Origin of the sequence: Microcoleus sp. PH2017_12_PCY_D_A (genome assembly GCF_020738565.1) — a bacterium.
Taxonomy (GTDB): domain Bacteria; phylum Cyanobacteriota; class Cyanobacteriia; order Cyanobacteriales; family Microcoleaceae; genus Microcoleus.
Window position 1 is genome coordinate 114,908 of sequence record NZ_JAEQCI010000026.1, and the last position, 14,440, is coordinate 129,347.

Annotated in this window: 7 protein-coding genes; 5 read left to right on the top strand and 2 right to left on the bottom strand. The window is 45.9% G+C overall.

All coding sequences use genetic code 11. The annotated features are described in order from the left end of the window. The first annotated feature begins 129 nt into the window (after positions 1-129). Complete coding sequence (locus tag JGK39_RS07515) at positions 130-933, top strand: MOSC domain-containing protein (RefSeq protein ID WP_293256225.1); 804 nt, start codon at positions 130-132, stop codon at positions 931-933. A 132-nt stretch (positions 934-1,065) separates the two neighbouring features. Here the strand turns inward: JGK39_RS07515 and JGK39_RS07520 are convergent, their stop codons facing one another. Next, positions 1,066-1,935, bottom strand: a complete 870-nt coding sequence (locus JGK39_RS07520; RefSeq protein WP_293256229.1) for a calcium-binding protein — start codon at positions 1,933-1,935, stop codon at positions 1,066-1,068. Positions 1,936-2,179: 244 nt separating this feature from the next. Beyond that, positions 2,180-3,853, bottom strand: coding sequence for a methyltransferase domain-containing protein (locus tag JGK39_RS07525; RefSeq protein ID WP_293256232.1), 1,674 nt, complete (start codon positions 3,851-3,853; stop codon positions 2,180-2,182). Positions 3,854-4,225: 372 nt separating this feature from the next. On the opposite strand from JGK39_RS07525, the gene JGK39_RS07530 reads away from it, so the two are divergent. The 4 genes from JGK39_RS07530 to JGK39_RS07545 all read left to right on the top strand — a co-directional run bounded on the left by JGK39_RS07530 (position 4,226) and on the right by JGK39_RS07545 (position 14,283). Beyond that, on the top strand, positions 4,226-8,092 hold the full coding sequence (locus tag JGK39_RS07530; RefSeq protein WP_293256235.1) for a glycosyltransferase: 3,867 nt from the start codon (positions 4,226-4,228) through the stop codon (positions 8,090-8,092). A gap of 126 nt (positions 8,093-8,218) precedes the next feature. Continuing rightward, the gene (locus JGK39_RS07535; RefSeq protein ID WP_293256238.1) at positions 8,219-8,968 is read left to right on the top strand and encodes a peptidylprolyl isomerase; all 750 of its coding nucleotides are present in this window, start codon (positions 8,219-8,221) and stop codon (positions 8,966-8,968) included. Between the two features lie 134 nt (positions 8,969-9,102). Next, on the top strand, positions 9,103-12,117 hold the full coding sequence (locus tag JGK39_RS07540; protein WP_293256241.1) for a peptidase domain-containing ABC transporter: 3,015 nt from the start codon (positions 9,103-9,105) through the stop codon (positions 12,115-12,117). A gap of 165 nt (positions 12,118-12,282) precedes the next feature. Further along, entirely contained in the window at positions 12,283-14,283 is a 2,001-nt protein-coding gene (locus tag JGK39_RS07545) for a chromosome partitioning protein ParA (RefSeq protein WP_293256244.1), read from the top strand. The last annotated feature ends 157 nt before the right edge of the window (positions 14,284-14,440 follow it).

A 14,440-nucleotide genomic window follows, 5' to 3' on the forward strand; every position in this document is an offset into this window, starting at 1 on the left:
GGTAAGGTGCGCATTGCGCACCCTACATAATATAGGTTTTGCACAGGTAACAGCGGTAAGGTGCGCATTGCGCACCCTACATAATATAGGTTTTGCACAAATAAGATTGTACTAAATTCTAAAATTTTTATGACATTAGCAACCATAAAACAGTTATTCACTTATCCAATTAAAGGGCTGACACCGCAAGCAATGTCGGAGTTTGCTTTAACAGCAGGACATGGCATTAAGGGCGATCGCGCTTTTGCGCTGCTGTTTACAGATTATCTTGAAGGTGCAAAGATGCCCCCAGATAGCGCATCTTGGATTAGCAAAAAATATTTGGCGGTTCAAAACGATTGGCCTCTACTAGCAGCTTTAGAGTGCCATTATCAACCGGAAATGGCTGTTTTAACAGTCAAGCGTCAAGGAGTTGCAGTGTTGTCAGCAGAAACAAACACAGCAGCGGGGCGCGATCGCATCAGCACTTTTTTTACCGAATATCTGGCGGAGATTCAACCAACAAAAGAAGCCAGACACCCGCAGCTTGCACCTTTGCGGTTGGTGGGTAACAGTAGTGGCGAAACTCGTTATCCCGATCGACAACCGGTACATATTTCTCTCCTGAGTCAAGCTACATTAGACCAATTAACCGAAGTCGCCCAGCAAAATATAGATGCGGGCAGATTTCGCCCAAACGTTGTGCTAGAAGGCATGGAAGCTTGGTCAGAATTTGAGTTGATCGGAAAGCAGTTTCAATTAGGTACGGCGCGGATCGAAGTTACAGCACGAATTGGTCGCTGTGTCAATGTAGAAGTAAATCCACAAACGGGCGATCGAGATATAGCCCTACTCAGTTTACTACAACAAGAATTCGGTCACGCACAAACAGGAGTTTTAGCCAAAATTATCAACAGCGGTACAGTTAAAATCGGCGATAATTTGAATTCCTAATTGGTTTGTAGTGAGGACTTTAGTCCTTCTTGAATGCGGACTGAAGTCCTCACTACAAAGCTTTTTTCGTTCGTAGTGAGGACTTTAGTCCTTCTTTAAATGCGGACTGAAGTCCTCACTACAAACCTCATATTATGCTTCTTCCGAAATCCGCACCTTATTACCAATCAACTTCAGAAAACTCACTCCAAAATGTTGAATTTCCAAAAAATTAGCATAAGCAGGAGTTGACTTATAAACCCTAAAAGTCCGCATAATTCCCAAAGTCGCCGCACTTTCCAGCGGGCCAACAAAGCTAGTATCCCTGTCCAAAAAATGAGACTGCTTAGCCCAGTGAGCCATCTGTTCCGCATTCAAAAAATAGCAGCCGGAATGAGGATTTAAAGTCCGATCAAAAGAGATTGGCTGTTCCATAATTTTCCCCACTAACTGCGGCTGCTGCTCCACATTTTGAAACTTAGCAGTAGCTCCTGGCACTAAATTACCATCAATATAGGCTTTAAAAACAGCCCCTTGAGGCGATACTTCATAGCGATTTGGTTGCAACAAATTTCCATTTCCACCATGATGAGTAAACCAATTTAATTTACTAAAAAACCACGGATCGTGCAGAACCAAATCATCTTCGAGATAACAGAAATAATCGTATTTGTCAAGGCACGATCGCAAAACAGCTTGACACTCAAACCCCAAAAGCAGAGGTTCGCATTTGGTAGCGTGGTGCATAAAAGACCTCGGCTGCACAGGCAATTGAGGCAACAGGTGATAACCTTGAGTAGTGCAAACAACAATATCAATTTCGTGATTTTGAGATTGATTTGCTGGGATAGTGGCACATTCGCTAATGTCAATCATGCACTGAGATTTGCCATACAAAGCTTGCAGCGAAGTTATGCAAGCAGTTAAAGCATTGATGCGCGGTTGCGGATCGTTTCGCTGGGAAGCGTGTTTCCCATCGCCGCTGGGATTGTAAAAGTGAGCAATAGTGAATAGGATTCGCATTTGTGTGGATTAACAATTAAAAATTTAAACAATAAAACAGAATACCGGGCGGTTGAAACCGCGTCTATACAGACAAAACCTGCCGACGCAGGTTGAAGGCCGGACGGTGAAAATTACGTTCTTTTCTTGAGTCCGCGCACCATCCGGACATCGTTTGTATAGCAGCGGTTTCAACCGCCGTCTTATCCGCCGTCTTATCCGATCCCAAGCGTATTGCACAAAACCCCTATCAATCTTACCGCATTCATTCTGCAAATAACTCCGGCAATCGCGATCGCAACTCAGCATTTAAACGCGGCAACTCATCCCGCATTTGCAAGTACCAGTCTCGGCGTTGCCGGTAGTGCCCGCACAGCAAGCGGTTGTCGCGCACCCATTCGTAAGCATTCGCGGCTATTTCCTGGCGCATAGAAGTGTCGGAAATTAGGGAATTTAGTTTGAGTTCAAACTCTTTTTCATGTTTGTAAATCAATCCGGTTTCACCTTCTACAATCGAATGTTCGTACACGGTGGGACTTGCCAAAACCGCTACTCCCCGCGCCGCACATTCAATGAATTTTAAATCTGATTTCATTTCATTAACCGGGTTAGCAACGAGCGGAAGTAAAGCTATATCGCAACTGTACATGATTTCTTGATACCCTTCGTAACTGCAAAATGGTTCAAATTCCTTTTGCTGTATTTCCAAGGATTCAAAAAATCTGCGGTCGTGGATAACTTTAACTCTAATTCGGTGTTTGTGTGCAACTAAAACTCGATTCAGTGCAGCCATAATTGGTTGCCAATCATTTTCGCGGTTGAGCGCCCCAAAAAATATCGTGACTGTATGTTCTGCTGGATAGATTCGCGGCGGGGGTAGATAAGCTAATTGATTGGGAAATACGGCAACATTGGGATTGTAGTGTCGCAAAATTTTGGCTAGGGGTTCTGTGGTAGTTTGAACGCAGTGACAGCCGAGATAGCTGAGGTAATTATTGTCTGCGTATTCCCGGCGGCGGATGGGATTGTCGTCAATTTCGGCTACTATTAAATAGTGTTGTTTTAGTAGTTGTTTAAGTTTGGGAATGTAAGCCGGATATTGCATGATTGTCCGTTGCCAGATGAAGACTTTTTCTTCTCCATGTAGCGGGGTAATTAATTCTGCTTCTTTTACGCCGGATACGGTGCGGACACCGGGAATTGTGGCGCTAAATTTGTCCGGTTCCAAAACTCGCACGCGATCGCACCCTGTAGGAGCCATAATAATGGTTTGGATCAGCAGTCTGCGGGGCTGTACGGTCGATTTGGTCGATCGCACGATATAATATTCAGCACCGGTTTCCGTAGCAAAATCGCTGGATTTGAGCTCTAAGGCCTTCACCATGGGATGCAGCAATTGCTGGAATTGGGCAAAATTTTCGGTTTTGTGTCCCTTCCCTTGCAATTCATAAACCTGCAATCGGGCCTGAGCAAATAATGATTTAATGCTTTCAAGGGTAAACCAGTGCTGCATCTTGCTGTCGGGATTTTCCCAATGTCCCCGCAACAGATTGACAATTCGCCGCCAGTATTGAACGTTGGGAATTGTGGCGAAAATTTGTCCCTCCGGCTTGAGCAAAGCACTGTACTGCTGTAGTATCTCCCAGGGGTTTTTGAGGTAGGGTAGCAAGTCGCCAAAAATCAAGCAATCGACGCTTCCGGGCGCGATGTCGAGACTTTCGATCGCAATTTCTTCAATATCGGCTACTGTCACCCAGTTTAGCCGATCGACTGCAATCTTCGCTTTTTCGCGATCGCGTTCAATGCCAATATACTGACAGTGGGGATCGATCAGCTTGTGCTGTTCGCCCCTAGAACCAGTACCGCAGCCAATTTCAACAATGACTTTAGCATCCGGCGGTAGCAGCTTGAAGAGGTCGTGGTTGGCGCGATCGATCACTTTCCCTAAAATTCCTGATTAGTTTGCCGTAAAATAAAGCAGAGCAATCCATGTCAACAGACCAGCAGACCAAGGTTAGCATGGCGATGCCAGTATACAATGGCGATCGGCACATTTGTCAAGGACTAAATTTTCAGTTACCAACTCTTTCTCTGCCCTCTCTTCTCTAACTCTGGGTTCTCTGCGTCCTCTGCGGTTCATTTAAACCTTATTCACCAATCCTGCAAACATTTCTCCTATATATTAGCAATTTTTGAACCAAATCATAATCTACTCTCAACCCCCTATCTCCCTTAGCCGAATTAACACGATCAATTCATTAAGCTTGTCACCCCAAATCAACACCAGATTTTCCTCAATACATAAAAACCTATGAACTATAATTTAGGACTTAACATCGCCGGATACATCAACGGCGAATTTGGCATAGGAGAAGGAGTAAGAGCCAACATCCGAGCCGCAGAAGCCGCCGGAATTCCCTTGGCTATCAACAATTTTACCCGCAGTCCCCACCGTAAAAAAGACACCACATATCAAAACTTTAGCCCAGATAATCCCCATCCGGTAAATTTAATTCAAGTCAACGCCGACGAAGTTGAAACCTTTATCAAAGATAGAGGTTCCAGCTATTTTGATAATAAATACAATATCGGCTTTTGGGCCTGGGAACTTCCCGGATTTCCCCCGAAATGGCAGGCAGCATTTAACCACTTTCACGAAATCTGGACTTACAGCAATTCTTGTGCAGAAGCAATTGCTCAAGCTTCGCCAATTCCAGTCATCAAAATCATGCCCAGTATTTCTTTAACTGTACCTTCTCTCAGCAGAGAAGAACTGAATTTACCTAAAAATAAATTTATTTTTCTGTTTGTATTCGACTTTTGCAGCCGCATCGAACGCAAAAATCCTTTGGCAGCAATCCAAGCATTTAAAGCAGCTTTTGGTGAAGATGACCGCGTATTATTGCTGCTCAAATCTTCCAATTCAGACAAAAATATCAAAGACTTAGAATTGTTAAATTTTGCGACAAACAATTCTGCAAATATCAAACATCTAGACGGGTATTTATCCAAAGATGAAATCAACGGTTTGCTTTACAATTGCGATTGTTACGTGTCGCTGCACCGCTGCGAAGGATTCGGCTTGACAATGGCCGAAGCGATGTTTTACGGCAAGCCTGTAATTGCTACCGGTTATTCATCAAATACAGAATTTATGAATGTCGGGAATAGCTTTTTAGTGAAGTATAAGTTAGTCCCCGTTGAGGAAGATTGCGGGCCTTATAAAAAAGGCAATGTTTGGGCCCAAGCGGATGTCGGACACGCTGCTGATTTAATGGGCTATGTTTTTAATAATTATCAAGAATCTCAAAAAATAGGATTGGTAGCTGCTGCGGAAATTCAGACTTTACTCAACCCGCAAGTTACAGGTAGTAAAATTAGAAAACGTCTTGAATATATTGCCGAGATTACTGATAATTTTCAAAATTTGCCTCTGTCAAGAACTGCCAAAGCAGAGTCTGCAAAAATTAAGGCTGACTTGTCGCCATCACAGCCCAAAAGTCAATCAAAATCTGAACTGCAAAGCTGGCAGCCTTTGGTTAGCATCTGCATTCCGACGTACAACGGAGAAGCATTTATTGAGGAAACAATCAAAAGCGCGATCGCCCAAACTTACCCTAACATAGAACTGATTGTATCCGACGATGGCTCCACAGACCGCACAATTGCGATCGCCCAATCCTTCCAATCCCAAACATCCGCCGACTTCCGCATCATCCTGCACCGCAACTACGGCTTATCGCAAAACTGGAACTTCTGCATTTCTCAAGCCAAAGGTGAATACATCAAATTTCTGTTTCAAGACGACTTGCTCGCACCAGAATGTATCGCCAAAATGGTCGCCCTCGCCCAACAAAACCCAGATATAGGAATGGTTTTCTCCCCGCGAGGCATCACCATCGCTGAAGATGAATCTCACCCAATTTTGCGAAAAGCTTCCCAATCAATTAAAGATTTGCACAAAAGTTGGTCTAATTTAAAATCTATTCAGCCAGGGAAAGAATTGCTAGCAGATGCTAACTGCTTGAACAACCCCATCAACAAAATTGGCGAACCGAGTACCGTCTTAATTGCCGCCCGAGTCTTTGCAGAAATAGGATTGTTTGATTCAACATTATCTCAGTATGTAGACTTAGATATGTGGTGGCGGATCATGGGAAACTATCACATCGGGTTTGTAGACGAAAAACTGTCGTCACTGCGGATTCATCCCGAACAACAAACCTGGAAAAACTTCGCGGCTGGGGAAAATCATAAAGATGTCGTCAGATTTTACAATAAACTCCTAAATAGTCCTGATTACAATTTCCTGAATCAACAAATTAAACAGACAATCTGGCAAAAGTTGGCATCGAGAACCCAGCCTAATATATCTGACTTGTCAGCACTGGTTGACAAGTACAAAAAATTGCCATCAAACCAGTCAATTTTGCTCCAAATGCGACAACGCCGCCAACAACTAGCTGAAGCTTGGCTAAATTGTCCCGTTGATAAAATAGAAAGTGCTTACTCGCAAGCAGCGGGGAAGGCTCATAAATTGCTACTAGATAGCCACCTCAAACATGAAATTTTAACCGAGTCGGAACAAAGTTTTGTCCAGCAGTTATCCTCGAAACTTGGCTCAGCAGGGGAAGTTGCCGATAAGATGCCATATTGTCTGGCAGCGATGCTGTACTGCGATGCTTATCAGTTGCCGCTAGAGTATAAAAATGCAGCGATTCCCCAGTGGTTTTTTGACGATTTTCTGAAATTTCTATTTCAGTCTCCGACTTGTTTTCAACAAATGGGAGAGGTTGAAAGGTACTGTGAATATTTCCAGCAGCTAATCGATTACGTGGCTGCTAATATCGCCAGTTTTCCAGATTCGGAAGTTTGGCGTTATTTGGCGGCTTTTGTGGCGCACAGTGTTAGCTTTAAAGCTTTGTATTTAAGTGATGCAAATCTGCTCAATGTCTTGAATCAGCGAAGTGATATTATGGAATTTAATTTAAAAAATATTGGCTCGGAAATAGACTGGAATTTTACTGAGAGAGAATCTGAACGAACTAAAATTAGAGTTGGCTTTCTGCTTGATAAAATTAGTGCTGAATTTGAAACTTTTGCTGCTTTTCCAGCTTTTGAATATTTAAATAGAGACAAATTTGAAGTTATCGTGTATCATTTCCAGGTACAAGATGAGCGACTGGGGAAATATTGCGAAAGTTGCGCTGACAAGTTGGTGCAACTTTCGGAAGAGTTGCCGCAGCAAGTGCAGGAAATTCGATCGCACGATTTAGATATTCTGCTAATTTGCACTAATATCGCCGACACATCCCAACCCAGCGCGCTGCTGTGCTTGCACCGACTGGCGCGCGTGCAAATGGCTACCGCTGCATCCACAAACGCCACTACTGGCGCCCGCAATATCGATTATTTGATTGTCGGAGATTTGGCATTGCCCGCAGATGCAGCAGAGTATCGCGAAAAATTAATTACTTTAGAAGGCTCGGGAGTTTGTTTCAGCTATCCTGTAGAGTTAGCCCCTGCCACCGTTGAACCGACTCGCAGCAGTTGGGGAGCCACCGACGAATCTGTAGTGTTCATCTCCTGTGCTCGGGCTCGGACAATTATCCCAGAATTGCGAGAAACTTGGGCAAAAATTATTGCCGGCGTACCGAATTCTATTTTAGTTTTGTATCCCTTTCGATCGCGCGCCGAAAACTATCCGACTGTGCCTTTTTACCACCAAATTCGATCGACCTTAGGGGAATTTGGAATTGACAAAAAGCGGGTAGTTGTGATAAGAGCGCTATCAAATCGCGCAGATTGCATAAAATGTCTGGAATTGGCTGATATATATTTAGACTCGTATCCATACAGCGATGCCGGCTCCTTAGCAGAACCGCTGTTAGTCGGGTTGCCTGTAGTGGCAAGAAAAGGGCAAAAAACTCGATCGGGACAATTTGCAGCAGTCCTCGAAGAACTACAACTTCCGGAACTGGTAGCACCTAGCGAGAACTCTTATATAGAACTGAGTACAGCACTGGGAACCAACCCAGAACTGCGCCGGCGCTATCGGGATCGAGTCCAGCAAACAATGGTGGCAAATCCCAAAATTCTCGACAGCCGCGCTTACTCCCATCAAATAGGCAAACTATTTGAAAGGAACCCCGTCTGGATGCAAAGCGTCAAGAAATAGACAGCTATAGCGCTAGGTTTCTTAACGCTCTGCTATCATCGGGAGATTGAGGGGTTAGTGGTTGTCGCTCTTTTCCTGCCAAAGCTAGATTAAAAGGGGAAGCGCAAGTCAGTTGGAGATAAAAAAATGACAGGACTTTTTCAAATAGGCGATAAATTACTGCAAGCTCAGGATATGCCATCGCTCCTGAAGCGTTACCAGTTGATGCCCCAATTCTTGCGGGGTGTAATCATCGACCAAGCGATCGCATCCTTTAGTTGCAGCGACGAAGAACGCAAATCAGCCGTCGAGAACTTTCTGGTACAGCACCAACTGACAGCCCCGGATGCCAGAGAAGCTTGGCTCCGCAGCCAAAATATGACGGCAGAAGAACTTCAAGAGATGACCGTCAGGCCCTTGCTGATCGAAAAATTTAAGCAAGAGACTTGGAGGCCTAAAGTAGATAATTATTTTTTAACCCGCAAAGCCAGCCTAGATCACGTAGTCTATTCCCTGGTACGCACCAAAAATCCATCACTGGCAAACGAACTTTACTTTCGCATCCTGGAAGGGGAACAAACCTTTGCCGAAGTGGCGCGCGACTTCTCCGAAGGCCCCGAGGCCAAGTCTGGTGGCCTATTGGGCCCCGTACCCCTCAGTCAGCCTCACCCGGCCATCAGTAAACTTTTATCAGTCAGCCAGCCAAATCAACTCTGGACGCCGCGTCCTCTGGCAGAATGGATGGTAATTATTCGACTAGAAAAGTTCATACCGGCCCAGCTAGACGAATCCATGCGGCTGCACTTGATTAACGAACTCTTTGAAAGCTGGCTCGCCGAACAGATATCGCAAATAGGCCCGCTACAGCCATTTTCTTCCGTATCTTCAATATCGTGACCGAAAGCAATTTTGCTCAGGAGCCCCCGGATTTATCGGTGGAGACTTGAAAAAGCGTAGCATTTTGACAAAAAGCCTCCGGATTTATCTGTGGATTCAAATCTAAAATCTAAAATCTAAAATCTAAAAATCGGATGACTTCTTCCGCTGTTTCCCTCTCCCAAATTCAGGATTTCTTAGCTCAAACACCTCCCTTTGACCGACTGTCAGAGACGGATCTAGCAGCCTTGGTGGCTAAATGCCAGCTTCTAGGCTACCGGACGGGACAACCCCTGTTTGAACGGGAAAAAATGCCGACTCAGGTGGCAATTATCTATCAAGGTCAGGCCCGGCTGCTGGGCTTTGACCAACGATCGCAGCGCCACGTCAGTTTGCGCTTGGTGCAGTCAAAGGAAATTCTCGGCTGGGCGGGTTTGCTCAGGGGGGTTCCCTGCGAAACTGCGATCGCCTCTACAGATGTAATCGCGATCGTCCTACCTGCTGAAGATTTCCTGAGCGTACTGGAAAAACAGCCGACATTTGGAGAAGCTTTTCACGCTCACTCTTCCTTGAGCGAAGTATTTGAACTGTTGAGCCTGGAATTGCAGCGCCAAGCCGACGGCACTTCGGATCTCAAGGAACTAACTCGGCAAGCTTGGCAAGACGCGACAGTTGTCAATGTCCCAAAGGGTAACAAAAAAACCCAAGACCTCGTTAATGAACTAGATGCCGATCGAATTTGGCTAGTCAGCAGCGGCGTCTTGGGCGAGTTTCCCACCGGCAGCCGCTTTTATGCTGAAAATGCAGCCAAATCCTTAAAAGTAGAAGGCCACGCCGGCGCCCGCTTGGTCGGCTTCCGGGAACCCTCAGCATTACCAACAGAGCCATTAGATCCCCTAAATGGCGAGACAGACACAGGAACAGGAGGCTTAGGGAAAAAGCCACCCATTACTTTTGACGATGTACCCTCCGCCCCCGATCGTCCCCCAGAACGCCCAATCGACCAACACAAGGATGCGGGGAATTATCCAATTTTCCGCGCCAAAGGGCAAATAGATGCCCCGCTAGCTTGCTTCCAAATGTTGAGCAAGTATTTCGGTATCAAATTTCGTCGGGATATCATCCGCAAAGTTCTAGAAAATCAGTTAAAAACCGCTGGTCTGATCAATCTGCAAGCCTGCGGGGCGATCGCCCAAAGCATCGGCCTGACACCCCAATTGGCGCAAGTGCCAGCAGACGCCATCAACCGCATCAAAGCTCCCATAATGATTAAATGGGAAGACAGCTTTGCCATTGTTTACAGCATCACCGAGCAAGAATTGGTGCTAGTCAGCCCAGAAAAGGGGCGGATGCGGAAGCGGGTACCTCAGTTTAGAGAAATCTGGGGAGAACAGGGAGAAGTCCTGCTGCTGCAAGCGCCGCAAGTCGAACAAAAAGAGCAGTTCAGCTTCTGGTGGTTTGTACCAGCGCTGATGGAACACAAAACAGTATTTGTTGAGGTACTCCTATCCTCATTTTTTGTGCAGCTATTCGGTCTTGCCAACCCATTAATCAGCCAAGTAATTATTGATAAAGTATTGGGTCAGCGCAGCATCGACACCTTAGATATTTTGGGTGCGTTTCTGTTAGGTGTTGCCCTGTTTGAAGGATTGCTCAACGGTTTGCGTACCTTCTTATTTGTAGATACTTCCAACCGCATCGATGTCAAATTGAGTGCGGAGGTAATCGACCACTTGCTCCGGCTGCCCCAGAATTACTTTGACAACCGGCGCGTGGGAGATCTGGTTTACAAATTCAGCATGATGGGCCAGATTCGGGAATTCATGACAGGTACGGCTCTGACAGTGGTTCTCGATGCAGTATTTTCGGTGGTTTACGTCGCCGTGATGCTCTCCTACAGCGTGAAGCTAACCTTCGTATCTTTGGCGGTGGTACCGGTACTGGCGCTGATGATTGTTCTGATCAATCCGCTGGTGCTGCGCCTGATCAAACAAAGAAATATGCGTTTTGCTGACTCTCAATCCTATCTAGTGGAAGTAGTCACCGGGATTCAAACTGTTAAAGCTCAAAATATTGAACTGAAATCTCGCTGGGAGTGGTCTAGCCGTTACGCAAAATACATTACAGCTAGTTTTAAAACAATTCTGACGGGGACTACGGCAGGTACGATTAGCAGCTTTTTAAACCAGGTGGGTAACTTAGCTCAGTTGTGGGTGGGAGCTTATTTGGTACTGAGCAATGACATTACTTTGGGTCAGTTGATTGCTTTCCGAATTATTTCGGGGAACGTGACTGGTTCGCTGCTCAGGTTTGTGAGCGTGTGGCAGAGTTTCCAAGAGGTCTCGATGTCGATCGATATGCTCAAGGATATCATCGATAAACCCACGGAAACCAGCGAGGAAGACCGGAGCAATATCCCCCTCCCGGCAATTCAAGGGCAGGTTAGCTATGAAGAGGTTTCCTTCCGATTCCTGGAGAGCGGCGCGCTGCAATTGGCGAATGTCAACTTGGATTTTCCCGCTGGCAGTTTTGTGGGAATTGTGGGGGGAAGCGGTTCCGGTAAAAGTACGGCAATGAAGCTGTTGCAGCGTCTTTATCCACCGCTGTCGGGCCGGATATTTATTGACGGCTATGACATTGCTAAGGTGGAATTATATTCGCTCCGCAGTCAGCTTGGGGTGGTGCTGCAAGATACTTTGCTGTTTAACTGCACTGTCCAAGAAAATATTGCTCTGAGCAATCCCGATGCGAGTACGGATGAGATTGTGCGAGCTGCGAAATTAGCCGTAGCTCACGATTTTATCATGGGCTTGCCCGCTGGTTACAATACGGTGGTGGGAGAACGGGGTTCATCGCTTTCTGGGGGTCAACGGCAGCGTTTGGCGATCGCCCGGACGATTTTGCAAAACCCGAGACTGCTAATTTTAGACGAAGCTACAAGCGCCCTGGACTACCATTCCGAACGCCAAGTTTGCAACAACTTAGCAGAAGCTTTCGCCGGTCGCACGGTGTTTTTCATCACTCACCGCCTGACTACAATCCAAAATGCTGATGTCATTATTATGATGGATCAAGGTTCTGTAGTCGAGCGCGGAACTCATAAAGAATTAATGGCTCTGAAAGGGCGTTACTACTGCCTATTCCAACAACAAGAGTCATCGAATACGTGATGATGGGGAATGGGGCAGAGAGGGCAGAGAGGGCATCGGTAATAGTTAGTGGTTAGCCGTCACTTGTTAATAGTTTTGATAATAACAAATGCCCAAGGCCCAAATAACAACTAACAACTAACAACTAACAACTAAAAACCAACAAATAACAAATAACAAATGGCTATGAAATCGGTAATCCTTTCTGAGCAACCAGTCATTCTCGAAAAACCAGCGATTTGGTCGCGCTTGTTTTTGTGGATGATCATGCTGATGACCAGTTCGGCTGTAGTTTGGGCTTATTTTGCTAGCGTAGAGCAAGCTGTCCCCGCTGTCGGCCAATTGGAACTCAAAGATGGTGCTAGAGACATCCAAGCGCCTGCTACGGGCGCTGTGGTGAGACTTCACGTCGAAAATGGCGATCGCGTAGAAAAAAACCAGCCCCTGCTCACATTCAACCCCCTAGCACCCAGTGCCGATTTAACATCGATCAAGAAAACTAAAGAGGCCCTGGAAAAGGAAAATAAATTTTACGAAGATGTCGTCAGCGGCAAAGTTCAAGGCCCTATTCCTTCCAGCCTAGAATCCACAATCAAGGACAGACAGAGCCTTGCAGCACAAAATCAAGTGCTGCAAGCTTTGATTGACGAGCTGTACCTCAACCGGGGAGCCAGCGGAAGTTTTGATGCAGCTCAGCAGGGACTGTATGTTAATTATCGATCGGAATATCTGTCTCGGGTAGCCGCCGCCCAAGGCCAAGTTCAGGAATTAGATAAACAACTCAAGCAAGCTGAAAATGCTGAGAAAGCCGCCGGCGATCAAATGATCGTAGCGCAGCAACAATTGGGTTTTGCTCAGAACCAATTAAATTATTCTCAGCAGCAGCTAGCTTCTTCGCAAGAGCAAGTTAAATCAGCCCTGGCTCAGAAAGAGTTGGCCGAAGAACAGTTAGCGAAATCCCAACAAGTATTGAAGTCAAATCAAGGTATTTTGGGCAGACTAGGCCCGCTCGTAGAGCAAGGAGCGATCGCAGAACTGCAAAGAGAAAAGCAGGAACAAGATGTTTTCAGAGGTCAAGGCGACGTTCTGAAACAGCAAGATCAAATCAAGCAGCGCGAAGGTGAAATCAACGCCCGCAAAGGGGAAATCAATACCCGCAGAGGCGAGATCAATACGCGCCGAGGCGAAATTAATGCGCGTCAAGGTGACATCCAAAAAATAACCGCTGAAGTAGAGCGCCAGCAAGGAGAGCAAGCGCGCATTCAGGAGTCGATCGCCCGCGCCCAAGAACAGTTGAAAAACACTAAAGATGCCTGGGCAAAAGAACTTTACAGCAAAATAGCTGAAAACCAGAAACAAATTGCCAGCAGCGATTCTCAACTCAGCCGCTTCAAAGTGGAAAACCTGAAAAAGCTGTCGGAAGTAAATGCTCAGCTAGAAAAAGCCCAGCAAGTCCGCGACACTCAAATTATGAAGGCTCCGGTATCCGGCGTTATCTTCGATTTGAAGCCTTCTAAGAAGGAGAATGCGAAGTTGGATCTAGCAAAAGATCCGATATGCCAATCCATTATTAACTCGGTAGTGAAGCCTGGGGAACCGCGCCCCAAACGCTGCGAAGAAGCTTATTACGAAGCGCAGCAAACTGAGAAGCTGCTCAAGGTTTTGGACGATGAAAACGGCTTGCAAGCAGTTGTTTACCTGGAAAACAGCAACGTGGCTCTCGTGTTGGATGGTATGAAGCGGAAGCGGGAGAAGTTGGAACAATATCACGGCAAACAATTAGATGGAGAAAAGATTGACTGCGAAAAAGGCAAAAGCTGCCTGTGTCCTGAGAAGGAAGTTAATAGAGAGAAATTGGGTTTGACGCACTACGAATGCGTGCCTGTGGAACTGAATGTTGAAGCTTTTCCGGCCTTGGAGTTTGGTACTGCTCAGGGTGAAGTGAAAGAGATTAGCAGCGATGCTGAGCCTCCTACTGAACTGCGGAAATACTACGCTTTCAAAACCAAAATTAAGCTCAAAAATCAAAAGTTTGTCTTGAACAAGGGCAAGCCAACTGAACAGGAAGTTAACTTGCAGTCGGGAATGGCCGTAAGTTCTAATATCAATATCGGCAAGCGGACTGTTTTGCAGATGTTTATCAACCGATTTACTGGCAAGCTGGATACGTTCAAGACTGTTAAGTAATGGGGTGAGCAGAATTGAAGAGGACTAAAGTCCTCACTACAAACTTGATGACTGGTTTGTAGTAAGGACTTTAGTCCTAATTCCCCCGGTTCGTAGTAAGGACTTTAGTCCTAATTCCCCCGGTTCGTAGTAAGGACTTTAGTCCTAATTCCCCCGG

Excerpts from the sequence above, each read along its gene's own strand:
- JGK39_RS07545 (WP_293256244.1), top strand. The coding sequence starts at position 12,283 with ATGAAATCGGTAATCCTTTCTGAGCAACCAGTCATTCTCGAAAAACCA.
- JGK39_RS07530 (WP_293256235.1), top strand. The coding sequence starts at position 4,226 with ATGAACTATAATTTAGGACTTAACATCGCCGGATACATCAACGGCGAA.
- JGK39_RS07540 (WP_293256241.1), top strand. The coding sequence starts at position 9,103 with ATGACTTCTTCCGCTGTTTCCCTCTCCCAAATTCAGGATTTCTTAGCT.
- JGK39_RS07520 (WP_293256229.1), bottom strand. The coding sequence starts at position 1,935 with ATGCGAATCCTATTCACTATTGCTCACTTTTACAATCCCAGCGGCGAT.
- JGK39_RS07515 (WP_293256225.1), top strand. The coding sequence starts at position 130 with ATGACATTAGCAACCATAAAACAGTTATTCACTTATCCAATTAAAGGG.
- JGK39_RS07535 (WP_293256238.1), top strand. The coding sequence starts at position 8,219 with ATGACAGGACTTTTTCAAATAGGCGATAAATTACTGCAAGCTCAGGAT.